Origin of the sequence: Nocardioides mesophilus (assembly GCF_014395785.1) — a bacterium.
Taxonomy (GTDB): Bacteria; Actinomycetota; Actinomycetes; order Propionibacteriales; family Nocardioidaceae; genus Nocardioides_B; species Nocardioides_B mesophilus.
Window position 1 is genome coordinate 3,525,470 of the sequence record NZ_CP060713.1, and the last position, 24,822, is coordinate 3,550,291.

Sequence of the window (24,822 nt, forward strand, 5' to 3'; positions counted from 1 at the left end):
CTAAAGACGCTGCACGGAACCGGGTGACACGCTCTTGCCGAGGGGGGAATCCGTTATGCCATTGAGGATTGCCGTCATCGGGACCGGCTACCTGGGGACTACCCACGCCGTGGGGATGAGCCACGTCGGTCACGAAGTGGTCGCCGGTGTCGGCTTCGGGAGCGGTTGCCTGCCCAAGGACATTCGGGCCTTCATGGCTCGTGCCGGCAAGCGCGGGGTGGACCAGGCGCTCACGTTCCTCCGCGAGGTGGACTCCATCAATGTGCGACGCCGTCACCGGCTGGTGGAGCTGGCCCGGCAGGAGTGCGACGGCGACGTGCTCGGCAAGCGGATCGCGGTCCTGGGGATCGCCTTCAAGCCCGAGTCGGACGACGCCCGGGAGTCACCGGCCCTCAATGTGGCGGCGCAGCTGCAGCTGCAGCGGGCACACGTCTCGATCTACGACCCCCGCACCAACCAGAGCGCCCGCCGCGTCTACCCGACGCTGCGTTACGTCGACGACCTGGCCTCGGCGGTCCGGAACGCCGACCTGGTCCTGCACCTGACCGAGTGGGAGGAGTTCCGCGGCATGGATCCCGAGGACGTGGGCGCGATGGTGGCGAAGCGCCGGATGCTCGACGGACGCAACGTCCTCGACCCCGACCGTTGGCGTTCCGCCGGCTGGAGCTACCGCGCCCTCGGACGGCCGTAGCCGTCATGAGCCTGCCCGCCGAGCTGAGGTCCGCCGTGTCCCGACCGGGTCGGACCGACCCACGCGTGCTGATGCTGGTCACCCGCAACCAGCGCCGGGGTGCGGAGTCGTTCGCCGCGATGCTCTCCGAGGAGCTCGTGACCCGTGGACTGAGGGTGCGGCTGGCGAGCCTGGCCGGCTCCCCGCACCCGCCCATCGACGGCATGCACACCCTCGGCCGGACGCCGTTGTCGCCGCGGACGCTGGGCCGGCTGCGCGCGGAGATCGGCCGGTGCGACGTCGTGGTGGCGTGCGGGTCGACCACGCTGCCGGCCGCCGCCGTCGCCGGGTCGGCACCGGCCGCCCGATCGTCTACCAGAACATCGGTGACCCGCTGTTCTGGGCGGGCAGCCCGGCTCGCCGCCTGCGGGTGCGCTCGATGCTGCGCCGGATGGCTGCCGTCGCCGCACTGACCGAGACCTCGCGGGACGTGCTGATCAGCCACTTCGGGGTGCCGCCGGACCGGGTCGAGGTCCTCCACAACGCCCGACGCAGCGACGTGTTCCGGCCGCCGGGACCGGAGGAGAAGGTGGCGGCACGTCGCCGGCTCGGTCTCCCCGAGCGTGCCCGTGTCCTCGCCATGGTCGGGGCGCTGTCCCCGGAGAAGCGGATCGACGTGGCGATCACCGCGGTGTCGCCGCTGCCGCACGACGTGCACCTGGTGGTCGCCGGGGACGGGCCGCTGCGGGGGGAGCTGGAACGACGCGCCACCACCCTCGCGCCCGGTCGCGTGACCTTCCTGGGCCAGCTGCCCGAGCCGCTCGTGCTGCTCTGGGCCGCGGACGCGTTGCTGCTGACCAGCACCACCGAGGGGGTCCCCGGCGTGCTGATCGAGGCAGGGCTGTGCGGGCTGCCGGTGGTGTCGACCGACGTCGGCTACGTCGGCGACGTGGTGGTGCCCGGCAGGACGGGGCTGCTGGTGCCCGAGGGTGACGTCGCGGGGGTGGGGCAGGCGGTCCGCGAGGTGCTGGCCGGGGCCCCGCGGCTGGGGCTCCAGGCCCGCCGGCACTGCCTGGAGAGGTTCGACATGGCACGGGTGAGCGACCAGTGGGTGCGGCTGCTGCGCGCACTGGTCACCGTCGAGGGGGAGGAGTCGGCATGAGCCGGATGAGGCGGGACCTGAAGACGGTGCTCGCGAGGACACCGGACCGGGTGCCCACCCGGGGGAGCACCCTGCTGATCTACCACCGGGTCGGGGGCGGGAGCGGCGACGAGCTCGACGTGGCGCACGGTGACTTCGAGCAGCAGCTGGACGCCCTCACCGGCCACCGGGTGGTGCCGCTGGACGACGCGGTGGCCGGGCTCGACGATCCCGGGGCGGCGCCTTCGGTCGTGCTCACGTTCGACGACGGGTTCCGCGACGTCTACGACAACGCCTGGCCGCTGCTGCGGGAGCGGCGGCTCCCGTTCACCCTCTACCTCGCGACCGCCTACCTCGGGGGCGCGATGTGCTGGCCCGGCTCGACTGCCCGGGACCAGGCGGCGGCCGGCCTCGCCTGGGACCAGGTCGCGGAGATGGTCGCCTCCGGGCTCTGCACGGTCGGCAACCACACGCACCGGCACGTCGGCCCCGAACAGCTGGCGGAGCGGGAGCTCGACGAGTGCAGCGAGGCGATCTCCAACCACCTGGGGGTGCTGCCGGCTCACTTCGCCTACCCGTGGGGTTCGGCCGTCCCGGAGATGGAGCCGGCGCTGCGTGCCCGCTTCCGCAGCGCCGCCACAGGCGAAGTCGGGCGCAACGAGCCGGGCACGGATCCGCTGCGGCTGCGCCGGGTCCCGGTGCGGGGCAGCGACCCGTTGCCGTTCTTCCGGGCCAAGCTCACCGGGTCCCTCGCCGCGGAGCGGCTCTACGCCGCCACCGTGTCCACCGCGAAGAGGCTGCGCCGTCATGGCTGACCTCGCGGACGCAGCGGCCCCGGTCCGGCTGGTGCACCCCACCGGACGGCCCGTGCGGGTGGCTCACCTCACCACCGTCGACATGAGCCTGGTGCTGCTGCTGGGCACTGAGCTCGAGTACGACGTGGAGCAGGGGATCGAGACGTGGGGGCTGTCGGCGCCGGGACCCTACGTGCCGCGGGTCGAGGAGCTCGGCGTCGGGTTCGTCGCCCTGCCGGCCCTGACCCGGGCGTGGAGCATCGGCGACGACCTGCGCGCCGCGCGCCAGCTGCACGCGGCGCTGCGCCGGCTGCGGCCGGACGTGCTGCACACGCACAACCCCAAGACCGGGGTCCTCGGACGAGTCGTGGGCCGTGCCGCCGGCGTACCGGTGGTGGTGAACACCTGCCACGGTCTGTGGGCTCGCCGTGAGGACCCGCTCGTCAAGCGGTTGCTGGTCTACGGCGCCGAGGCGGCAGCGGCTGTGGTGTCCGACGCCGAGCTCTACCAGAACGGGGAGGACCGGCGGACGCTGCGCCGGCTGGTCCGCGCCGGCAAGGCCAGCGTGGTCGGCAACGGCACCGACCTGCGCCGCTTCGTCCGCGACCGCGAGCTGGGGCTCCGGCTGCGCCGGGAGTGGGGCATCGCGCCCGACGAGCTCGTGGTGGGCGGGGTCGGACGGTTGGTCGCCGAGAAGGGCATCGCCGAGTTCGTCGAGGTGGCCCGCCGGCTGCGGGGACGCGCCACCTTCGTCTGGGTGGGGCCCGCCGACCTGGACAAGCGGGACGCCGTGTCCGCTGCCGAGGAGGCGGTCCGCTTCGTCGGGGAGCGCTCGGACATGGCGGCGGTCTACAACGCGCTGGACGTGTTCGTGCTGCCGTCCTACCGGGAGGGCTTCAGCCGGTCGGGCATGGAGGCGGCCGCCTGCGAGACGGCGATGGTGCTCTCCGACATCCGTGGCTGCCGCGAGATCGGCCAGGACGGCGTCGAGGTGCTGCTCGTGCCGCCCCGGGACGCCGCGGCGCTCGGCACGGCCGTGCAGAGGCTCCTCGACGAGCCGCTGCTGCGACACCGGCTCGCCCGGGCCGCGGGGGCGCGGGCCCGTGAGGAGTTCGACCAGAGACGCGTGGCCCGCGCCTCGGTGACGACGTACGCCCAGGTCGCGGCTCGCAAGGGTCTCGGCTGGGGCAGGGGAGGGGTCCGATGAGACGTCTCGTGGACGTGCTGGTGGCGCTGTGCGTCGCCGTGCTCGCCGCCCCGGCGTACCTCGTCACCGCGGTGCTCGTCAGGCTCAGTCTCGGCCGCCCGGTGCTGTTCCGGCAGACCCGGGTGGGCAGGGACGGCCGGGAGTTCTCCATCGCCAAGTTCCGCACCATGCGCGCGGAGCGCTGGCCTGGCGAGCCCGACGCCGACCGCGACTGCCGGGTCGGCCGGATGCTGCGGACCCTGAGCCTCGACGAGCTGCCCCAGGTGTGGAACGTGCTGGCCGGTGACATGAGTCTGATCGGTCCCCGGCCGACGCTGCCCGAGCAGGTCCGTCACTACTCGGCGCACCAGCGGCGGCGGCTGGAGGTCCGCCCCGGCCTGACCGGCTGGGCCCAGGTCAACGGCCGCAACTCGATCTCCTGGCCGGAGCGGATCGAGCTCGATATCTGGTACATCGACCATCGGAACCTCGCGCTCGACCTGCGCATCCTCCGGCGCACGGTGCTCCAGCTGGTCCGGCCCAGCGGCGTCTACGGGGACGGCGGCATCAACCCCGGCTTCCCCGCCCCCGAGGAGCGCGCGTGAGCGGCACCCGCGTGGTCGTGGTGGGCGCCGGCGGGCACGGCCGCGAGGTGCTCGACGTGCTCGACGCGTGCAACCGTCAGGACCCGGGCAGCTTCGACGTGCTCGGCGTCGTCGACGACGCACCGTCGGAGCTGAACCAGAAGCGTCTGGCGGCCCGGGGACGTCCTCACCTCGGCAGCCTGGAGGAGTGGCTGGTCTCGCCGCCACCGGACGCGCACTACCTCGTCGGGATCGGCACCGCCGCGGCCCGGCGCGCCGTCGACCGGCGGATGACGGCGGCGGGGATCCCTGCCGCGACGGCCGTGCACCCGAGCGTGGTGACCGGGTACGACGTGCGCCTGGCCCCCGGCGTGGTGGTCCTCGCGGGTGCGGTCCTGGCCACGAACATCGGGCTCGGCCGGCACACCCACCTGCACCGGTGCGCCACCGTCGGACACGACTGCACCGTGGGTGACTACGTCACCGTGAACCCGTCGGCGAGCATCTCCGGTGACTGCGTGGTGGGTGACGACGTGATGGTCGGGGTCGGCGCCGCGATCCTGCAGGGGCTGCGCATCGGCGACGGTGCGGTCGTCGGAGGGTGCGCCTGCGTCGTCCGGGACGTGGCCGCCGGCAGCGTCGTCAAGGGAGTCCCGGCCCGTTAGTCAGTCGCGGTGGTGCGCGGCCGCGCGCTCCAGTCGTGCGGCTGTGGTCGCGGCGGCGCCGAGCACGACGCCGTACATCGCCACGACGACGGCGAACGACAGCACGTAGTCGACCATCGGTTGCAGCGCCAGGACGGCCAGGAACACCGAGAGCCGTCCGAGCCGCCACACCATCCAGGCCACCAGCCCGGCGAGCAGCGTCAAGCCAACCAGGCCGAGCTCGGCCAGGACCTGCAACGGGGCGGAGTGCGCCCAGCGCAGGTCGGGGTCGCTGCGGGCCACGGGGCTCTCCTGCGCGAAGTCGCCGGCGCCGATCCCGGTGACGGGCTCCCGGGCGGCGAGGTCGAGCGCGTCGGACCACAGGGACACCCGGGCCTCGCTGAGCAGCGAGGTGGCCACCGAGGAGGTGCCGGGCTCGTGGGTGGCCGCCAGCGTGACGGTCGTGGCGGGACCGAGCACCAGCACGGCGGCGCTGAGTGCCCGCCAGAAGGCCGGACCCCGGTGCGGCACCAGCCACCAGGTGAGCATCAGCAGCGCGCAGGCGAAGCCGCCTGCCCGCGACCCGGTGGCGAAGGCGACCACGGTCAGCACCGCGCAGCCGGCGAGAAGGCGCTGCCGCTCGCGTCCGGTCACCCACCAGGCGGCGACGAGCAGGCCGGCGACGGCTGCCTCGACGAGCGCGGCATTCGCGTTCGCGTAGCCGAGCACGCCGGCGTCGGCGGCAGCCGTCAAAGAGCCGGGCAGCCCGGTGACCAGCACCAGCAACGCCACCCCGGTCACGCCGTACGCCATCCGGACGGCATTCGGGTGCACCACCACGCTGCCCACCGCCCAGCCCGCGGTGCCGAGCAGCAGCGTGCCCGCCATCGCGGCGCTGCCGGAGGCGGTCGGGTCCGCGAGCAGCGCCCATCCGGCGAGCAGCACCGCGAGGGTGAGCCCCACCGCGACCACGGCGTGGGCATGGCCGCGGACCGACCCGGTGCTTCGCTCGCGGGGCAGGCCGGTCATGGCCGGCTCGCTCGTCATGGCGCCGGCCGCCCGGGGCTCACGGCCTCGGACCGGGTTTCGACAGCGTCGGCGGTGAGGTCGGCCAGGGCGCGCTCGAGCAGCGCCACCCGCTCGACGAGGTCGGTGGTGCGCAGCCCGAGGGTCTGCCTGCTCCCGCGGACCACGGCGGCAGCGGCGCTGACCTCGTCCCCGAGCCGGACCCGGTGCAGCCGGAGCAGCCCGTCGCCGGTGAGCACGTCGCACCAGCCCTGGTCCGCTGAGGACGCCACCACCCGGCCCGGGACGCGGCCGGCGAACGTGCGCCGGTCCGGGCTCGGCTCGGCCGCCAGCACCTCCAGCCGGGCCAGCCCGAAGAAGGTGAACGCGCCCGGGTACGGCGCCGAGAGCGCGCGGACCAGCCGGTCGATCTCGTCGGTGCTGCGCGACCAGTCGATGAGCCCGTCGTCGGGGAGCCGGGTGCAGCCGTACGTCGCCTGCGCCTCGTCCTGGGGATCGCCGGGGTCACCGTCGAGGCACCGCTGGACCGCACCGGCCAGGATCCGCCGCTGCAGCTCGTTGAGACGGTCGTAGAGCAGCCCGATGGTGTCGCGTCGCCCGATCGGCACGGTCGCCTGCGCCAGGATCCCGCCGGCGTCGAGGCCGGGCACCATCGTGTGGACGGTGACGGCGGCCTCGGGCTCGCCGTTGAGGATCGCCCAGTTGACGTTGGCCCGGCCGCGGTAGCGGGGCAGCGGCGCATAGTGGACGTTCACGAACCGACACCGGTCGAGCAGCGCGGCGGAGAGGATCCGGTGGTAGGACGAGACCACCACGCAGTCCGGCCGGGTCTCGTCGACCAGCCGGGCCAGGTCCGCCGGAGTCGTGGCCAGGATCACCGGGACGCCGTACGCGCGCGCCGCCCGGGCGACCTCGTCGTCGCAGTCACGCACCAGGCCGACCACGTCGAAGCGGCCGGCCAGGGCTTCGAGCGCACTGTGGGTCGTCGGACCGAGCCCGACCAGCAGCACCCGAGCACGTGTCTCAGAGGTCATCGAGGAACTCCTCGTCGAACGGGGTCCGTCGCTCGGACGGCAGCAGCAGCACCGAGGCGACCTTGAGGCCGCCCGCCTGCAGGCGGACGACCGGCTCGGGGCCGACGGCCGAGGGCAGCACGCCCATGTGTCCCTGGCCGGGCGCCTCGAGCGGCCAGTACCGCAGCCCCAGCTCGTCCAGGGCGGTCCGCTCGAGGTCCCCCCAGAACTGCGCGACCAGCGTCCCCGGCCATCGGTGCGCCAGCGCGCCAAGGTCGTCCTCGGAGAGCACCGGGCCGCCGCGCGGGCGCAGCGCGACCAGGACCGCGTCCGGCCGGACGTCGCGAGGGGCAGAGTCCCACCCGGCCGCCAGCCGGACCCCGGCGCCGGCCCCGCTCAGCCCCGCTTCGAGGTACGGCCCGAACGGGTTGTCGCACAGCACCAGGACCGTGGCCCCGTGCACGGCGGTCGCCGAGTCGGTGAGCAGCCGGACCGCCATCGTGCCCAGGTGCGAGAAGACGTCGATCGTGGGATGCCGCTCGTTGGTCCCCGAGAACGCGATGCCCCTGGTTCTCAGGGCGGGCAGGTCCACGTCGAACCTCCCCGCCTGGATCTCCCAGGCCTCGAACATCAGCGGGACGACCGTGGTGGGCCGCATCCTCTCGACCATCTCTGGGCCGATCGGGCGCAGGTGACCGCTGTTGGTGACCACGTCCGCCCGGCTCGCGTAGTCGGTGGCGGGACGGTCGGAGACCAGCACCCGGTCGGCGACGCCGGCGAGGGCGGCCAGCCCCAGGGTGGCCCGTCGCACCTCCTCGACGGTCCCGTAGCGACTCTCCCGGGTCACCCCGATCACCTCGCGCGCCCCGGCGAGGGCAGCGAGCACCGGCGTGACGACGTACGGTCCGGTGGCCGCCTCGGTGAGCACGACCGCCCCGGAGAGGTCGATGCGCATCTGCTCCACGCACTCGCGCATCAGCTGCAGCAGCCGCTCGGGGTGCAGACCGGGCCGAGCGGCGAGCGCATGCGCGGGTGAAGCCTCCGCGTCGGAAGCGGTCACCGGGCGCTCCGCAGCGGGACGACGGCGCCCTTGTAGTCCAGGCTCGCCGAGGCGGCCTCCAGCACGTCGAGGACCCGCAGTCCGGAGCGGCCGTCGGTCAGGGCAGGCCGACCTTCGCGGATCGCGTGCGCCAGCTCGCCGATCACCCCCCGCAACGCCTCTCCCTCGGGCAGCGCCGGGGCGATCATGTCGCCGGTGCGGTAGGAGACGGCCGTGGCGCGACGCTCGTCGGTGTCGATCTCCTCGGGACTGGCCATGTCCACGCCGCGGTCGAACACCGAGATCCGCTGCGCGGGATTCAGGTCGTCCCAGACCAGGGTGCGCTTGGAGCCGCCGATGATGGTGGTGCGCACCTTGGTGGGGGAGAGCCAGTTGACGTGGGAGTGGGCGATCGCGCCGCCGCTCAGCTGGACCGTCAGGTAGGCGATGCACGCACGGCCGGCTCCGATCGGGTCGGCTCCCTGCGCCGCCACCGCGAGAGGCCGGCAACCCTCGGGGAGCACGTGGTCGAGGATGGACAGGTCGTGCGGCGCCAGGTCCCACAGGACGTCGACGTCTCGTTGCACCAGGCCGAGGTTGATCCGGACCGAGTCGTAGAACTGCAGGTCGCCCAGCATCCCGGACTGCACGATCTCGCGGATCTTGATGACCGCGGGCGTGTAGCAGTAGGTGTGGTCGCACATCAGCACCAGGCCCTTGGACTCGGCCAGCCGGACCAGCGCCTCGGCCTCGGAGAACGAGGCGGCCAACGGCTTCTCGATCAGCACGTGCCGGCCGCTCTCCAGGACCGGAACGGCGACCTCGCCGTGGGTGCGGGCCGGGGTGGCGATCGCGACCGCCTCGACCGCCGGGTCGTTGAGCACGTCCTCGAGCCGGCTGGTGACCTTCACCGGACTGCCCTCGCCCAGCACCCGCCGGGCACGGTCCTCGTCGATGTCGCACACCCACTGCAAGGTGGTCTCCGGCGATGCCTGCACGTTCCTGATCAGGTTGGGCCCCCAGTAACCCGCTCCCACCACAGCCACTCCGACCGCCTTCATGCGGTCCCCCTTCCCCTGTTGCCGGTCCGTGCTCTCTCAGTGCGCATCTGGTACCTCGCTCGCCGGGCTGCCGAGCACCCCGTCGTGGCTGAAGCCGATCGCCTGGACGGCGGGCGCCCCCGCCGTCGCGGTCATCGTCAGCCGGTACTGCAGGTAGCGCCCCTCGGTCCCGATCCGGCTTCCGGAGCCGGTCAGCGTCTTCCAGCCGCTCCACGTGCCGTCCGGATCGGGCCTGCTCCCGGTGCGCACCTGCACCGTGAGCGACGCGCCGGCCGGCAGGTCGGCGATCCAGGTGGCCCGGTCCCAGGTCACCTTCTGCCGCGAGTCGAGCACGTGGGAGGTCAGCGTGCCCGTCCCGCCGCCCTGCAGGGTGACGGTGCCGTGGGCCTGATCGGTGACCACGGTGGTCCCGGTGAGGGAGCCGCTGCGGAAGTCGGCGGCCGCCTGGTCGGCGACACCGGGCGGCGCGGTCGCGACGGGCACTTCGGACCGCTGCCGTCCGAGGTTGCCGGCCTGGTCCTGGGACTCCACCCGTACCCAGAGCCGAGCGTCGGGAGCCAGCTCGGTGAGCACGACCACGTGCTGTCGCGTGAGCTGGTCGTCACGGCGCAGCTGGTCGAGGCGCTGCGCGCTGCTCCCGAAGCGGACCAGCGACGTCGCGGGCTCGTCCGTCGTCCAGCTCACGCGTGCGGTTCCGTCGGGCAGCGGTGCCACCGCGACGTCCGAGACCGCGGGAGCGGTCGCGTCCGCGGCGCTGGTGGTGAACCGGGCCGGCGGCTGGCCGGTCGCTGGCCAGGTCTGGGTCTGGCCGCCGCCGTCGACGGAGCGCACCCGGTAGTAGTAGGTGCGGTCCGCGGACAGGTCGTCCACGGTCAGGCTGTGCGAGCTGGTGAGGCCGCCCTGGGTCTGGGTGGCGCTCAGGTCGGTCGGGCTGGTGCCCAGCAGCAGCGTGCCGGTGGACGGCTGGCTGCTCTGCCAGGCCAGCGAGGCGGAGTCCGCGGTCACGTCACTGGTCCGGGCGGTGGTCAGGGCCGGCGCCTGGGCACCGCTGGTGTAGGACGCGGTGAACGTTCCCGAACCAGCCGGGAACAGGGCGTACTCCTGGCCCTTGATCGTGCTGCGCGTGAAGGTCACCGGCGTGCCCGCACGCGAGATCGAGCCGAGCACGGATCCGCCGGGACCTGCGGTGGGCAGCATGACCGTGAGCCGGTTCGCACCGGCGCCGACCGCGGTGCCGAAGGTGAGGGTGGAACCGCTCCACGCCACGTTCTGGAACGAGGATGCGTTCCGTCCGTCCAGCCAGGTCAGCATCTGCTTGGCGGTCACCATCGGTACGCCGGCGTTCTTCGCGCTGGTCAGCAGCGAGCTGCTCTCGAAGGTCGACGCGTTGTCGGTGTGCATGTTGACGGTGAACGCGCCGTAGTAGCCCAGTGGCCCCGTTGCGTTGGCGAACAGCGTGTCCGCCGTGTAGGGGTAGCTCTGGCCGGACTCGTCGGTCATCGAGGTGTTCCCCTGGAAGACGTCGATGAGGGACCCGTCCGTGTCGGTGAACCGCATCGGCAGGCCTGAGCCGTTCATGAAGCCGGGGCGGTCCTGGATCCAGGTTCCTGGCCAGTAGTAGTAGTTGGCGTCGTACCGCATCCCGTGGTCCAGCTCGACCTTGGGCTGGGAGGCCCAGTCGCTCCACACCATGCAGTGGAACCGGTTCGTCGTCGGCTTTGCGATGCCCGTGTAGCGCGACTGCCACGCCGCCAGGTCGCTGTCGTAGGTGCTGCTCAGGTCGGCCGTGGAGGCGAAGTCGCGGCAACCGTTCTGCGGGTGGAGCGCCACCTCGAAGCCGTCCGCGGTGTAGCTCACGGCCTGGGCGTTGGTCAACGGTGAGCTCGGGTAGACGTAGGACGTCGAGCGCAGGCACTGCCAGTCCGCCACCGAGCAGCCCGCCGGGCTGTTGGCCTTGTAGGTGTCGAAACGCCCGGCCGTGCCGCCGCCGGCGTGGTCGTCACCGGTGGCGACCACGACAGCTTTGTACTGTCCCGGGAAGTACCAGAACCGCGGCACCGGCAGCTTGTCGCGCGCCATCACCGTGATCAGGTTGGCCAGCAGCCGCTGCTGCTCGTCGGCCTGCGGCACCGCCACCTTGCCGAGGTTGACCCAGTCGGTCGCCGAGCCCCGAAGAACTGGTCGTCGGAGCGGATCGGCGCGGAGCCGTCGCGTTCCTGGCCGGCCCATGCCGGGTTCCCCTGCCGGGTCTGGATCACCGAGCTCGCCAGGTCGAAGGCGAAGGCCGCGGCCTGACCGCCGCTGGTGCCGACGTCGTTGAGGGTGACCGCCGGGAAGGCCGTTGCCGCAGTGGCGCTCGAGTAGAGCCGGGCGACCTGCTGCGCGCCGGCCAGCGTGTAGTTCTTCGCCGAGCCGTGGAACTGCAAGGTGTCCGTGGCGATGCCGGCGCCTGGACCGGTCGCGGCGTCGACGGCCAGGTAGCCGTTCGACGTCGTACCGCTCTGCGTGGTGACGCCGAGCAGGCTGTCCAGCTGGGCGTCCGGTCGCATGGCGACCAGGTTCCCCCCGCCGCTCACCCAGGTGCTCAGCGCGCTGAGCTGCGTGGAGGTGAGCGCGCCCGTGCCGAGCACCACGACGTCGAAGTTGGCGAGGTTGGTGGAGTTCAGACCGGTGGCGTCGATGGAGGTGAACTCGTTGAGCCCCTCCGCGCGCAGGATCTCCGCGAGGTACTTGGTGGACGGAGCGGCCGAGCTGGTCACCAGTCCGATCCGGCCGCCGGGCCCCTGGTCAACGGGCGGCGGAGGGGGCGCGGCGGTGGTGAAGGTCCAGCTGACCGGGTCCATCACGTTGCCGGCGGCATCGGTCGCCGAGCTCACGGCGGCGGTGTAGTCGGTGCTCGCGGCGAGCGCCGCCGCGGGCGTGAAGGTGGCGGTGTTCGTCGAGGACGAGTACGTGGTCGTCCCGCTCACCGTGGTGCCGGCACCGGTCTTCAGGGTCATCGCCACCGACGACCCGGTGACCGGCTCGTCGAACTGCGCGGTCACGGTCGTCGAGCTCGAGACGCCGGTGGCGCCGGCAGCGGGGCTCCGGGCGATCACCGAGGGCTTCGTCGTGTCGGTCGCGGTGGTCGAGAAGACGACGTCGACCCAGTAGTTCTCGGAGTTGTAGGTGCTCCCGGGGTAGGTCCCGTCCGGCCCGTAGCCGTAGACCCCGTTGCCGCCGTCGGTGCCGTTCTGCAGGGCGGTGAGCGGTCCGCGGGTGGTGGCGCTGGTGGCGAAGTACTGCGCGGTCGTGGAGTACCTCCCGACCGGCGCGTGGTAGGAGACGACGTACGTCGTGTTGGCGACGATCCGGATCGGCGAGGCGAAGGTGGCCTGCTGCCAGCCGGAGGCGCTCTCGTTGCTGAAGCTGACCTGGCCGAGCCGGGTCCCGGCGGTGTTCCAGACGCTGCCGGTGTGCGGGCCGGCGTTGGTCGTGCCGCCCTTGTAGAAGCGCACTCCGGTGGCGTAGCCGTCCACCGCGGAGCGGAACTTCACCCCCAGCTCCACCGAGTTCGTGTCGCTGTCGGTGCCGGCGGGGGTGGCCGTCGAGGGCCAGATCGTGCAGGGACACCCGTCGGCGGTGGCCGCCGTCGTGAAGCTCCAGCTGACCGGGTCCATCACGTTGCCGGCCGCGTCCCTGGCACCGCTCAACGCGACGTCGTAGCTGGTGTTCGTGGCCAGCGGCGCCAACGGGGTCAGGGTCACGGTGCTGGTCGTGGAGCTGTACGTCGTGGTGGCCGACACCGGGGTGGTGCTCCCGGACGCGGTGAGCGTCATGGTGATCGAGCTCTCCACGACCGGCTCGCTGAGCTGGGCCGTCGGGCTGGTCCCGCTCGGCACGCCGGTGGCACCCGGCGCCGGGGTCCGGGCGACCACGGTCGGCTTGCTGGTGTCGGGTCCGCCGGTGTCGTAGACGACGTCGACCCAGTAGTTCGTGGAGTTGTAGGTGCTCGTCGGGAAGGTCCCTGCGGGTCCGTAGCGGTACACGCCGTTGCCGCCGTCGGTGCCGTTCTGGAGTGCGGTGAGCGGTCCGCGGGTGGTGGCGCTGGTGGCGAAGTACTGCCCGGTCGTGGAGTAGCCGCCGTTGGGTGCGTTGTAGGAGGCGATGTAGGTGGTGTTCGCGGTGACGGCGACAGGCGTGGAGAAGGTGGCCTGCTGCCAGCCGGAGGCGCTCTCGTTGCTGAAGGTGACCTGCCCGAGCCGGGTTCCAGCGGTGTTCCAGAGACTGCCGACGTGGGTGCCGGTGTTGGCGGTGGCCTTGTAGAACCGGATCCCGGTGATCACCCCGTCCTGGGCGGCGCGGAACTTCACTCCCAGCTCCACGGCGCGCTTCTCGGTCTGGGTGACGGCGGGGGTGGCCGTCGAGGGCCAGATCGTGCACGGGCAGGTGCCGGCGGTGGCGGCGGTGGTGGTGAAGGTCCAGGTGACCGGGTCCATGACGTTGCCGGCGGCGTCGCTGGCGCCGCTGACGGTGGCGGTGTAGGTGGTGCCGGCGGTCAGGTTGGCGCCGGGGGTGAAGGTGGCGGTGGTGTTCGCCGTCGAGTAGGTGGTGGTGCCGGTGACCGCGGTGCCGGCTGCGTTCTTGAGCGTCATGGTGACCGAGGAGCCGGTGACCTGCTCGCTGAAGGTGGCGGTGACCGGGCTGGCGACCGGAACGTCGGTGGCGCCCGACGCGGGGGTCCGATCGACCACGGTCGGCTTGCTGGTGTCGGGTCCGCCGGTGTCGTAGACGACGTCGACCCAGTAGTTGGTCGAGCCGTAGGTGCTGGACGGGAAGCTCCCCGCAGGTCCGTAGTTGTAGACGCCGTTGCCGCCGTCGGTGCCGTTCTGGAGTGCGGTGAGCGGTCCGCGGGTGGTGGCGCTGGTGGCGAAGTACTGCGCGGTCGTGGAGTAGCGGCCGTTGGGTGCGTTGTAGGAAGCCACGTAGGTGGTGTTCGCGGTGACGGCGACAGGCGTGGAGAAGGTGGCCTGCTGCCAGCCGGAGGCGCTCTCGTTGCTGAAGGTGACCTGGGCCAGCCGGGTCCCGGTGCGACTCCAGAGGCTGCCGACGTGGGTGCCGGTGTTGGCGGTGGCCTTGTAGAACCGGATCCCGGTGATCACCCCGTCCTGGGCGGCGCGGAACTTCACCCCCAGCTCGACCTGGCCGGTGTCGGTGTCGGTGGCGGCCGGGGTGGCCGTCGAGGGCCAGATCGTGCACGGGCAGGTGCCGGCGGTGGCGGCGGTGGTGGTGAAGGTCCAGGTGACCGGGTCCATGACGTTGCCGGCGGCGTCGCTGGCGCCGCTGACGGTGGCGGTGTAGGTGGTGCCGGCGGTCAGGTTGGCGCCGGGGGTGAAGGTGGCGGTGGTGTTCGCCGTCGAGTAGGTGGTGGTGCCGGTGACCGCGGTGCCGGCTGCGTTCTTGAGCGTCATGGTGACCGAGGAGCCGGTGACCTGCTCGCTGAAGGTGGCGGTGACCGGGCTGGCGACCGGAACGTCGGTGGCGCCCGACGCGGGGGTCCGATCGACCACGGTCGGCTTGCTGGTGTCGGGTCCGCCGGTGTCGTAGACGACGTCGACCCAGTAGTTGGTCGAGCCGTAGGTGCTGGACGGGAAGCTCCCCGCAGGTCCGTAGTTGTAGACGCCGTTGCCGCCGTCGGTGCCGTTCTGGAGTGCGGTGAGCGGTCCGCGGGTGGTGGCGCTGGTGGCGAAGTACTGCGCGGTCGTGGAGTAGCGGCCGTTGGGTGCGTTGTAGGAAGCCACGTAGGTGGTGTTCGCGGTGACGGCGACAGGCGTGGAGAAGGTGGCCTGCTGCCAGCCGGAGGCGCTCTCGTTGCTGAAGGTGACCTGGGCCAGCCGGGTCCCGGTGCGACTCCAGAGGCTGCCGACGTGGGTGCCGGTGTTGGCGGTGGCCTTGTAGAACCGGATCCCGGTGATCACCCCGTCCTGGGCGGCGCGGAACTTCACCCCCAGCTCGACCTGGCCGGTGTCGGTGTCGGTGGCGGCCGGGGTGGCCGTCGAGGGCCAGATCGTGCACGGGCACGTCACCGCGCCCCCGACGCTGACCGTGACACCGGCCGCCGGCGTCTCGATGTTGCCGCTGTCGTCCGTGGCCCGGCTGCGCACCGTCAGGTTGCCCGACCCCGGCGTGGTGAAGGTGTAGCTCCAGGACTCCCGGCCCTCGGCGCGGTGCCAGGTGGTGCCGCCGTCGGTGGACACCTCGACGCCACCGACCCGGCCGCCGCCGGCGTCCGTCGCCGTGCCGGTCACTGTCACCGCGGTGTTGGCGGCGAGCGTGCCGTTGGCGGCCGGCGAGGTGATCGTCGACGTGGGCGTGCTCACGTCAGAGCTCTTGGTGGTCGCGACGAGACCGGTCTGCAAGGTGGTGGGCTGCACAGACATGTCCGCGAAGAGGTTGACCGTCGCCTGCTGCGCAGCGGGATCCGCGGCCGCCGAACCCCGGTCGTGGTTCTCGTCGAGCGCCCACGACCACTGGATGGTGCCGGCGCCGAAGACCAACGCACCGCTGGCCGCGCGATACATCGTCATCGAGTGCGTGGCGCTCCCGTTGGAGTACGTCGACCCGTAGTCCTGCAGCACCTGACCACTCGCGTCGGTCTCCGAGAGTCGGAAGGCACCGGGGGGACGGGAGCCGTTGTCGAGGTCCTCGTCCCACTCGTAGCCGATGACGTTCGAGCCGATCGTGGTGGTCTGCGTCCCGGTCAGGTTCGCGACCCGGGTGTTGCGCCAGAACCGCATCTGGCCGTCTGCCGCCCGCACGCTCATGTCGGTCTGGCAGCAGTTGACCATGAAGATGTTGCCGGTCAGCGCGTTCTCCGGGCGGCCCCCGTCCTCGGGAGGGCTGAACCGGGGGTCGCGCCAGGTGCCGGTCCACGTCGGGCTCGCGGGGTCGGTCACCGCGTTGTCGAGGGTCTCCTTGTAGCTGACCAGGGTCCGGTACGGCGTCCCGGACGCGTCGATGCTGTTCTCCCAGCGGGTCTTCCAGAACACCTCGTTGCCGCTGAAGAACGCGAGGTTGACGCCGGCGGCCCGCGCCTTCTCCACGTTCGACCGTTGGTTGCCCGACCAGTACTCGTCGTGCCCGACGGAGAGGAAGACCTTGTGCTCGAGCAGCTCGGCGCCCCTGCGGTCGGTGTCGACGCCGGTCGAGTAGCTCACGTCGTACCCATTGCGCTCCATGAACCGGACCATCGGGTACTCGGAGTTGAAGACCATGTCCTCGGGAGCGTTGTCACGCGTGGTGAACGGCCGGTTGTAGCTGACCTTGTAGGCACGGCCGGCCGGCTGGCCCTGGTACAGGCTGTTGCCGCCGTAGGCGTTGTAGGCCTGCCAGGTGGTGTCCGAGGTCTGGAAGAGCATCTGGGAGGCGCCGTCGTCGTCCCGGACCACGAAGTAGACGTGGCTCGCCCCGGCGGTGCCGTCGGTGCGCACCAGCCGGGCGAAGTAGATCCCGGAGACCGCGTCGGCGGGGACGGACCACGAAGCGCTCACCGTCCAGTTGCCGCAGTCGATGAGGCCGGTGGTCGAGCTGGTCAGGCAGGCGGGCTGGTTGCGCACCGACGTCGGGGTCACGGTGGCGACCTTCCGGGCGCCGTCACCCCCGTAGTAGCCCATCCGATAGATGTCGAGGCGGAACGAGCTCGCCGAGGTGTCGACCTTGAACTGAACGGTGCCGCCTTGGTCGATGCTGATGTCGGTGGCGAACCCCTGGATCGTCGAGCTGCCGGAACCTGTGATGCCCCACTCCGACTCCGGGTTGCCCGGCTTGGTGTTCTCGCACGCCACCGGGCTGGTGACCGGAGCGTCGCAGGGTGCGGCGGCGGCCGGGCTCGAGGTGGCCAGGGGCACGGTGAGCAGCGCGGCGAGCATGGCGAGCACCAGCGCTGCAACGTGCCAGCCGCCTGCCCGGAACCGGACGTGCTTCGTGATGCGTGCCATCGGTGACCCCCACGGTCGAAAACTTCCATCGAGCGCGCAGCCTGCTCGACGCCCCGAAACCCCTGACCGACGCTAAGCCGGGTCCGAAGACCCGGTCCATGACCCGTTATGCCCACGGGAAGTCGGGTTTTTCGGGGGGTCTTCGGCCGTAGGCATCGCTTTGTGAGGCGTCGAAACCCCAGACTGCACAGGGGAATCGACAACATGGGGGTTGTAAACGCATGTCTTGGAACACTTCGGAGAGAACGGACGAAGAGCGGCCCGCAGCGGTCGATCTGGCCGGTGCAAGAGTGCTGGTCACGGGGGGCGCGGGCACGATCGGCTCCGCGATCGTGGACCAGCTCCTGACCCGTGACGTGGGTCGGGTTCTGGTCCTCGACAACTTCGTCCGGGGTCGCCGGGCCAATCTCGCGGACGCTCTCGACAGCGGCCGGGTCGAGATCGTCGAGGGCGACATCAGGGACCGCGCCGTGGTCGAGCGCTGCATGCACGGCACCGACGCGGTGTTCCACCAGGCGGCGATCCGGATCACGCAGTGTGCCGAGGAGCCGGAGCTCGCCATGGGCGTGCTGGTGGACGGCACGTTCACGGTGCTCGACGCGGCGCGCCGGGCGGGGGTGCGCAAGGTGGTGGCCGCCTCGTCGGCCTCGGTCTACGGACAGGCGACCCGGTTCCCGACCGACGAGCTGCACCACCCGTACGCGAACGACACGTTGTACGGCGCGGCCAAGACCTTCAACGAGGGACTGCTGCGCAGCTTCCACGCGATGTACGGCCTGGACTACGTCGCGCTGCGCTACTTCAACGTCTACGGGCCACGCATGGACGTGCACGGTGTCTACACCGAGGTGCTGGTGCGCTGGATGGAGCGGATCGCGGCCGGCGAGCCGCCCCTCATCCTCGGCGACGGCTCGCAGTCGATGGACTTCGTCTTCACCGAGGACATCGCGCGGGCCAACCTGCTGGCCGCGGAGAACGACGTCACCGACGAGGTCTTCAACGTCGCCAGCGGGCAGGAGACGACCCTGGCCGGGCTCGCCTCGGCGCTGCTGTCGGTGATGGGCTCCGAGCTCGAGCCGCAGCACGGCCCTCCGCGCGCCGTGAACGGGGTGGCGCGCCGCCTGGCGAGCACCGAGAAGGCCCGCGAGCAGCTCGGCTTCGTCGCCGAGGTGGACCTCGAGGAAGGGCTGCGACGGCTGGTGGACTGGTGGGCGTCCGAGCGGTCCGTCTCCCCGGTGGTCCAGGGCGCGGTGACGCGATGACGATCCCGGTGATGAAGCCCTACCTGGGCGAGGAGGAGGCCCTCGCCGCGGCCGAGGCGGTGCGGTCCGGTTGGATCGCGCAGGGTCCACGAGTGGCCGACTTCGAGCGGGCGTTCGCCGCCGAGGTCGGCGCCACGCACGGGGTGGCCGTCTCCTCGTGCACCGCCGCCCTGCACCTGGCCCTGGCGATGCTGGGCGTCGGACCTGGCGACGAGGTGGTGGTCCCGTCGCTGTCGTTCATCGCCACCACCAACGCGGTGCGCTATGTCGGGGCCCGCCCGGTCTTCGCCGACGTGGACCCGGCGACGGCCAACCTGACGCCGGAGTCGGTCAAGGCGGCGCTCGGTCCGGCGACGCGCGCCGTGCTGCTGGTGCACCAGGGCGGCATGCCCGCCGACCTCGACGCCGTACGCGCGGTCTGCGAGCCGTCGGGAATCCCGGTCCTGGAGGACGCCGCGTGCGCGATCGGCTCGACGTACCGCGGTCACCCGGTCGGCCACGGCTCCCTGCTGGCCGCCTGGTCGTTCCACCCGCGCAAGATCCTCACCACCGGTGAGGGCGGGATGCTGACCACCGAGGACCCGGACTGGGCGGTGCGGCTGCGCCGGCTGCGCGAGCACGGGATGAGCGTGAGCGCCGCCGACCGGCACCGGAGCGCCCAACCGATCCTGGAGCAGTACCTCGAGCTCGGCTTCAACTACCGGATGACCGACATCCAGGCGGCGGTCGGGCTGGTGCAGCTGGACCGGCTCGCCGGCGTCATCCAGCGCCGGCGGGAGCGGGCCGAGCGCTACCGCACGCTGCTGGCCGACGTTCCAGGGTTGAGTGCGGTCGCTGACCCGGCCTACGGCACCAGCAACTTCCAGTCGTTCTGGGTTACCCTCGCCGACCACTTCCCGGTGGATCGGAACGAGCTCCTGCGCCGTCTGGCCGAGCAGGGCGTCTCCGCCCGTCGCGGGATCATGGCGGCGCACCTCGAGCCGGCCTGTGCCGACCTCGAGCACGGGCCGCTCCCCGTCACCGAGTGGTTCACCCGGTCCTCGCTGATCCTGCCGCTGTTCCACGAGCTCACCGACCAGGAGCAGGAACGCGTCGTCGCGGTGATCGAGGAGGCGGCCCGATGAGCGCCGAGCGCCGGGTGCCGCTGGTCGACCTCGCCGCCCAGCACACGGAGGTCGCTGAGGAGGTGCGGGCCGGCTGGGACGAGGTCTGCCGGCGCACCGGCTTCGTCGGCGGCCCTGAGGTCGCCGGCTTCGAGCGGGCCTTCGCGGACTACGTCGGGGTGCGCCACTGCATCGGGGTCGCCAACGGCACCGACGCGCTGGAGATGGCGCTTCGGGCGGCCGGCGTCGGCGCCGGCGCCGAGGTCGTGCTGCCCGCGAACACCTTCGTGGCGACGGCCGAGGCCGTCGTCCGGGCGGGAGCCGTTCCGGTGCTGGCCGACGTCGACGACGACTGCCTGCTGCTGGACCCCGAGCGGGCGGCGCAGCGCGTGACGCCGCGCACCCGGGCGCTGGTGCCGGTGCACCTGTACGGCCAGTCGGCTCCCGTCGAGCAGCTGCTGGGCACGGCCGAGGAGGCCGGGGCCGTCGTGGTGGAGGACGCCGCCCAGTCCCAGGGGGCGACCCGGCACGGCCGCGCCGCCGGCTCGCTCGGCACGATCGCGGGGACCAGCTTCTACCCGGGGAAGAACCTGGGCGCCTACGGGGATGCCGGCGCGGTCGTGACCGACGACCCGGACCTCGCGGACCGGGTGCGCGCCCTGGGCAGCCACGGCAGCACCGTGAAGTACGAGCACCCCGAGCTGGGCTTCAACTCCCGGCTCGACACCCTCCAGGCCGTGGTGCTGACCGCCAAGCTGCGCCGGCTGGAGCGGTGGAACCAGGCGCGGCGGGAGGCGGCGCGACGCTACGACGAGCTGCTCGCCGACGTCGACGGGGTGCGGGTGCCCGCGACGCTGGCCGGCAACGTGCACGTCTGGCACCTGTACGTCGTCCGGGTGGAGCACCGCGACGAGGTCCTGCAGCGGCTGAACGAGGAGGGGATCGGTGCCGGGATCCACTACCCGTTGCCGGTCCACCTGCAGGGGGCGTTCCGGTGGCTCGGGCACGGGCCGGGGGACTTCCCCGTCACGGAGCGCGCGGCCACGCAGATCCTCTCGCTGCCGCTGCACCCGCACCTGACCGCGGAGGACCAGGAGCACGTGGTCGAGAAGCTCGCCAAGGCGGTGCGCAATGTCTGACCCGGCGGCGCCGTACGTGCATCCGCGGGCGCTCTGCGAGAGCACCGAGGTCGGTGCCCGTACCCGGGTGTGGGCCTTCGCGCACGTCATGGAGGGGGCGGTGGTGGGGGAGGACTGCAACGTCTGCGACCACGCGTTCATCGAGTCCGGAGCACGGGTCGGCGACCGGGTGACGGTGAAGAACGGCGTCCTGGTCTGGGACGGCGTGCGGGTCGAGGACGACGTGTTCCTCGGACCGGCGGTGGTCTTCACCAACGACCTGCGACCCCGCGCGCACCTCAAGCGCTCCGGTGACGCGTTGACGCCCACGCTGGTGCGCCGGGGCGCGACCCTGGGGGCGAACGTCACGGTGGTGTGCGGGGTGACGATCGGCCGGCACGCGTTCGTGGCGGCCGGCAGCGTGGTGACCCGCGACGTGCCCGACTTCGCGTTCGTGGCCGGGAACCCGGCCCGCCAGCGCGGCTGGGTGTGCCGCTGCGGTGAGCGCCTCGTCGACGGCACCACGTGCCCGGCGGGACACCCGGCCGAGGCGTCCCTGACGACCGTGCCGTGAGCGGGCCGCTACCGTCGCGCGGCGGCCAGCTCGGCGTACGCCGTCTCGGTCGCCGCGACGGCGGTCCGGACGTCGAACCCCTGGCCGCGGGCACGGGCGCGTGCTGCCATCGCCTGCCGGCGGCCGGGATCGCGGGTCAGGTCGACCAGCGCCGCGGCCAGCGCGTGAGGGTCCCGGGGCTCCAACAGCAGGCCCTCCTGGCCGTCGGTCACGGCGTCCGGGATGCCGCCGACCCGGGTGGCGACGACCGGCAGCCCGCTGGCCATCGCCTCCATCAGCGCGATCGGGAAGCCTTCGTAGTGCGAGGCCATCACGAAGACGTCGGCGGCGCCGAGCAGGCGCATCACGTCGTCGCGGTAGCCCTCGATCCGGCAGCGTTCCCCGAGCTCCAGCTCGGCGTGCAGCCGGCGGACCTCGTCCTCGAGCGGGCCCTGGCCGACGATCACCAGCCGCAGCCGCGGCTCCTCGGCGAACGCGACGGCCGCGGCGTGCAGCAGGTCGGGGTAACCCTTCTCGTGCCGGAAGTTGGCCACCGTCACCGCGACCACGTCGTCCGGGCCGGCCCCGAGCTCGCGGCGCAGGGCCTCCCGGTCCGCGCCGGTGCTGACGTCGTCGAGCACGATGCCGTGCACCAGCACGTCCACGCCGTCGCGCTGCCGGGGCCACATGGACTCGCGGACCCGGGTCGAGACCGCCCACCGGCGCCGGTCGGAGCGGTGCAGCGAGGCGTTCAGGAACCGGGTGGGCCGGCTGTAGCTGTCCCAGGCGTTGTGCTCGGTCGAGACGAGGGCCGGCCGGGCGTCGCGGGGCAGGGTGCGTACGACGAGCCGGGTCACGCCGGCCACCAGCGGGGAGTGCAGGTGCACCACGTCGTAGCGCTCCCGGAGCAGGTGCCGCCGCAGCGCCCACGGCCACCAGCGGGGCCGGCCCTCGCCGACGAGGCAGTGGCTGGGCACGCCGTTGGCCTCCAGGTCGGCGACCAGCGCGGTCTTGTGCGGCAGCACGTAGGCGGCCTCGTAGCGGAACCGCTCGTGGTCCCCGACGCGGGCAGCGGAGACGAGCAGGCGCTCGGCGCCACCCGCTCCCAGGCCCTTGATCAGCCACAAGACCCGCACCGGTCGATCCATGCCGACAGTCTGACCGAGGGCGCGCTCGTGCGTGCCCGGTTTCCGAGGAGGTAGCCCGTGTGCGGCTTGGCAGGCGTCCTGGACCCGCGAGGGACCGGTGCGGAGCGCCTCGAGGAGATCGCGGTCGCACTCGGCACGGCGCTGCGGCACCGGGGCCCGGACGGGCACGGCGTCTGGTCCGACGCCGCGGCCGGCGTGGCGCTGGCCCACCGGCGGCTCTCGATCATCGACGTCTCGGAGCAGGGCAGCCAGCCGATGGTCTCGGCCGACGGCCGCTACGTGCTGGTCTTCAACGGCGAGATCTACAACCACCCCGAGCTGGCGCAGCGGCTGCGCGGCGACGGCGTCCGGCTCCGCGGGCACAGCGACACCGAGGTGCTGCTGGAGACGATCGCCAGGCGGTCGCTGGCGGAGGCGCTGGGCGACGCCAACGGCATGTTCGCCCTGGCGCTGTGGGACCGGCGGGAGCGGCGGCTCACCCTGGCACGCGACCGGTTGGGGGAGAAGCCGCTGTACTACGGCTGGGTCGGCGGCCGCTTCGTGTTCGCCTCCGAGGTCCGCTCGCTCGTGCTGGCGCCCGGCTTCGAGGGCCGCCTGGACGCCGGGGCCCTCGCGCTGCTGCTGCGGCACTCCTACATCCCGGCGCCGCACACCGTCTACGAGGGTGTCCACAAGCTCCTGCCGGGGCACCTGCTCGACGTGACCTCGGCGGGCAGCGGGGAGCCGCGGCCGTTCTGGACGCTGGCTCAGGCGGCCACCGCCGGGCGCGCGCACCTGCTGGACGAGACCGACGAGGCGCTGGTCGAGCGCGCGGAGTCGCTGCTGCAGGACTCGGTGCGCATGCGGATGGTCTCTGATGTGCCCCTGGGTGCGTTCCTCTCCGGCGGCGTCGACTCCTCGCTGGTGGTCGCGCTGATGCAGTCGGTCGCCGACCAGCCGGTCCGGACCTTCTCGGTCGCGGTGGGCGGGCAGTACGACGAGTCGCAGCACGCCGCCGCCGTGGCCGCCCACCTGGGCACCCGGCACACCGAGCTGCGGCTGAGCGAGACCGAGGCGCTGACGCAGGCCGTCCGGGTGCCCGCCCTCTACGACGAGCCGTTCGCCGATCCCTCGGCGCTGCCGACGGCGCTGGTGTGCGCCGCGGCCCGCGAGCACGTGACGGTGTGCCTGACCGGCGACGGCGGGGACGAGGTGATGGCGGGCTACAACCGTTACCTGGCAGCGGATCGGGCGCTGTCCCGGGTCGGACGGCTGCCCGCCGGAGTGCGCAGCGGCGTGGCCGGCGCGATCCGGTCCGTCCCCCCGCAGCAGTGGGACCGGATGGGTGCGCTGCTCCCGGCCCGGCGCCGACCTCCCGACCTCGGCACCAAGCTGCACAAGCTCTCCGGGGTTCTGGGGTCCGCCGACACCCTCGGGGCCTACCGGTCCCTCACCACGGTCCTCGACCCCGCGGTCCTGCTCCCCGGTGTGCGCGAGCCCGCAACGGCGGCGACCGACCCGTCCGGCCGACCGGCCGGACTCGACCCGCTGCACCTCATGCTGTTCCTGGACGGCGTGATGACGTTGCCGGACGACATGCTGGTCAAGGTGGACCGGGCGAGCATGGCCGTCTCGCTGGAGTGCCGGGTGCCGCTGCTGGACCACCGGTTCGTGGAGCTCGCCTGGAGCCTGCCGGCGCGCGCCAAGGTCCGGGACCGGCAGGGCAAGTGGCTGCTCCGCCAGGTGCTGCACCGGCACGTGCCCCGCGAGCTGCTCGACCGGCCCAAGCAGGGGTTCGACCCGCCGGTGGCGGGCTGGCTGCGGGGTCCGCTGCGGGACTGGGTCGGCGACCTGTTGTCCCCGGAGCGGCTGCGCCGCCAAGGTCTGCTCGACCCCGCGGCGGTCGCGACGTTGACCGCCGAGCACATGTCCGGCCGCAGGAACCACGACTACCCGCTGTGGACCCTGCTGATGCTCGAGGGCTGGCTGGAGGGCGAGCGGGTGGTCGCGCCGGCCTGACCGGGCCAGGTCCGGCGCTGGGCCTGCGCCACCTGACATACGCCCAAACTCGCCAGCGCGCACAGGCGCTTGCAGCGAGAGCGCCCGCCGAGCGGACGCGGTGCTCCGGTCGACAGCAGACGCGCGAGCAGTCGATGATCCTGGACATGGACCCTTGGCCAACGGAGAAGCTTGCCGACGCCCTTCGCGACGTCCTGGCTCGTGTGTCGGTGGCCACGGACTGCTACCAGCCTCTCGACGTCGCCGTCAAAGGACGCACGATCCGGCTCGGCCTCAAGATCTGCAACGACCCGACCACATACGTCGTCATGTTCTCCCCGGAGGCTCCCTACCTTGGCGCGAGCACCGGGGAGCAGTGCCGGTCTCCCGACGAGTGGGCGAAGGAGGTGTGGTTGATGCTCGACGAAGAGATCGGCACCCGAAGCGTCGACAACGCCAGGCGCTCCGCCCTGCCAGACGGGTTCGTTCAACTCCACCTGTAGCGGACCCGCATCAGATGGACGTGG

Annotated in this window: 19 protein-coding genes; 12 read left to right on the forward strand and 7 right to left on the reverse strand. The window is 72.5% G+C overall.

What is annotated here, in order from left to right:
• Window positions 1-115: 115 nt before the first annotated feature.
• From H9L09_RS16975 to H9L09_RS17000, 6 genes are all read left to right on the forward strand, one after another.
• Window positions 116-691, forward strand: coding sequence for a UDP binding domain-containing protein (locus H9L09_RS16975; RefSeq protein ID WP_246456081.1), 576 nt, complete (start codon window positions 116-118; stop codon window positions 689-691).
• 289 nt (window positions 692-980) lie between these two features.
• Window positions 981-1,832 carry a glycosyltransferase family 4 protein gene (locus H9L09_RS16980; protein WP_187578015.1) on the forward strand — a complete coding sequence of 284 codons (852 nt, stop codon included), beginning with the start codon at window positions 981-983 and terminating at the stop codon, window positions 1,830-1,832.
• The gene (locus tag H9L09_RS16985; RefSeq protein WP_187578016.1) at window positions 1,829-2,626 is read left to right on the forward strand and encodes a polysaccharide deacetylase family protein; all 798 of its coding nucleotides are present in this window, start codon (window positions 1,829-1,831) and stop codon (window positions 2,624-2,626) included. Before H9L09_RS16980 ends, H9L09_RS16985 begins: the two co-directional genes overlap by 4 nt.
• Window positions 2,619-3,812 (forward strand): glycosyltransferase, encoded by a 1,194-nt coding sequence (locus tag H9L09_RS16990; protein ID WP_223164098.1) that lies wholly within the window; start codon window positions 2,619-2,621, stop codon window positions 3,810-3,812. The genes H9L09_RS16985 and H9L09_RS16990 overlap by 8 nt, the downstream gene beginning before the upstream one ends.
• Window positions 3,809-4,396 carry a sugar transferase gene (locus H9L09_RS16995; RefSeq protein WP_187578017.1) on the forward strand — a complete coding sequence of 196 codons (588 nt, stop codon included), beginning with the start codon at window positions 3,809-3,811 and terminating at the stop codon, window positions 4,394-4,396. Before H9L09_RS16990 ends, H9L09_RS16995 begins: the two co-directional genes overlap by 4 nt.
• On the forward strand, window positions 4,393-5,040 hold the full coding sequence (locus H9L09_RS17000; protein WP_187578018.1) for a NeuD/PglB/VioB family sugar acetyltransferase: 648 nt from the start codon (window positions 4,393-4,395) through the stop codon (window positions 5,038-5,040). Before H9L09_RS16995 ends, H9L09_RS17000 begins: the two co-directional genes overlap by 4 nt.
• On the opposite strand, the gene H9L09_RS17005 is transcribed toward H9L09_RS17000, so the two are convergent.
• The 6 genes from H9L09_RS17005 to H9L09_RS17030 are packed head-to-tail and all read right to left on the reverse strand — an operon-like array spanning window position 5,041 to window position 17,134.
• Window positions 5,041-6,066, reverse strand: a complete 1,026-nt coding sequence (locus H9L09_RS17005) for an O-antigen ligase family protein (RefSeq protein WP_187578019.1) — start codon at window positions 6,064-6,066, stop codon at window positions 5,041-5,043. It abuts the gene before it with no gap.
• Window positions 6,063-7,079, reverse strand: coding sequence for a methionyl-tRNA formyltransferase (locus tag H9L09_RS17010; protein ID WP_187578020.1), 1,017 nt, complete (start codon window positions 7,077-7,079; stop codon window positions 6,063-6,065). The genes H9L09_RS17005 and H9L09_RS17010 overlap by 4 nt, the downstream gene beginning before the upstream one ends.
• Window positions 7,069-8,118 (reverse strand): hypothetical protein, encoded by a 1,050-nt coding sequence (locus tag H9L09_RS17015; protein ID WP_223164099.1) that lies wholly within the window; start codon window positions 8,116-8,118, stop codon window positions 7,069-7,071. The genes H9L09_RS17010 and H9L09_RS17015 overlap by 11 nt, the downstream gene beginning before the upstream one ends.
• The gene (locus tag H9L09_RS17020; RefSeq protein WP_187578021.1) at window positions 8,115-9,158 is read right to left on the reverse strand and encodes a Gfo/Idh/MocA family protein; all 1,044 of its coding nucleotides are present in this window, start codon (window positions 9,156-9,158) and stop codon (window positions 8,115-8,117) included. The genes H9L09_RS17015 and H9L09_RS17020 overlap by 4 nt, the downstream gene beginning before the upstream one ends.
• Window positions 9,159-9,194: 36 nt before the next feature.
• Complete coding sequence (locus H9L09_RS17025; RefSeq protein WP_187578022.1) at window positions 9,195-11,294, reverse strand: phage tail protein; 2,100 nt, start codon at window positions 11,292-11,294, stop codon at window positions 9,195-9,197.
• Window positions 11,246-17,134 (reverse strand): DUF4082 domain-containing protein, encoded by a 5,889-nt coding sequence (locus tag H9L09_RS17030; protein WP_187578023.1) that lies wholly within the window; start codon window positions 17,132-17,134, stop codon window positions 11,246-11,248. Before H9L09_RS17030 ends, H9L09_RS17025 begins: the two co-directional genes overlap by 49 nt.
• Window positions 17,135-17,466: 332 nt before the next feature.
• Here H9L09_RS17030 and H9L09_RS17035 point away from each other — a divergent pair, with 332 nt between their 5' ends.
• Genes H9L09_RS17035 through H9L09_RS22550 form a run of 4 tightly spaced genes read left to right on the forward strand, consistent with a single transcriptional unit; the run spans window position 17,467 to window position 21,191 of the window.
• Entirely contained in the window at window positions 17,467-18,396 is a 930-nt protein-coding gene (locus tag H9L09_RS17035; protein WP_246456082.1) for an NAD-dependent epimerase/dehydratase family protein, read from the forward strand.
• Window positions 18,393-19,520 carry a DegT/DnrJ/EryC1/StrS family aminotransferase gene (locus H9L09_RS17040; RefSeq protein ID WP_223164100.1) on the forward strand — a complete coding sequence of 376 codons (1,128 nt, stop codon included), beginning with the start codon at window positions 18,393-18,395 and terminating at the stop codon, window positions 19,518-19,520. The genes H9L09_RS17035 and H9L09_RS17040 overlap by 4 nt, the downstream gene beginning before the upstream one ends.
• Window positions 19,517-20,638, forward strand: a complete 1,122-nt coding sequence (locus tag H9L09_RS17045) for a DegT/DnrJ/EryC1/StrS family aminotransferase (RefSeq protein WP_187578025.1) — start codon at window positions 19,517-19,519, stop codon at window positions 20,636-20,638. Before H9L09_RS17040 ends, H9L09_RS17045 begins: the two co-directional genes overlap by 4 nt.
• Entirely contained in the window at window positions 20,631-21,191 is a 561-nt protein-coding gene (locus tag H9L09_RS22550; protein ID WP_187578026.1) for an acyltransferase, read from the forward strand. The genes H9L09_RS17045 and H9L09_RS22550 overlap by 8 nt, the downstream gene beginning before the upstream one ends.
• An 8-nt stretch (window positions 21,192-21,199) precedes the next feature.
• Here H9L09_RS22550 and H9L09_RS17055 read toward each other — a convergent pair whose 3' ends face one another.
• Window positions 21,200-22,318, reverse strand: coding sequence for a glycosyltransferase (locus H9L09_RS17055; protein ID WP_187578027.1), 1,119 nt, complete (start codon window positions 22,316-22,318; stop codon window positions 21,200-21,202).
• A 57-nt stretch (window positions 22,319-22,375) separates the two neighbouring features.
• Between H9L09_RS17055 and asnB the strand changes: the two genes are divergently transcribed.
• Window positions 22,376-24,316: an asparagine synthase (glutamine-hydrolyzing) gene (asnB, locus tag H9L09_RS17060; RefSeq protein ID WP_187578028.1), complete on the forward strand. Its 1,941-nt coding sequence runs from the start codon at window positions 22,376-22,378 to the stop codon at window positions 24,314-24,316.
• A gap of 146 nt (window positions 24,317-24,462) precedes the next feature.
• On the forward strand, window positions 24,463-24,798 hold the full coding sequence (locus H9L09_RS17065) for a hypothetical protein (protein ID WP_187578029.1): 336 nt from the start codon (window positions 24,463-24,465) through the stop codon (window positions 24,796-24,798).
• Window positions 24,799-24,822 lie beyond the last annotated feature (24 nt).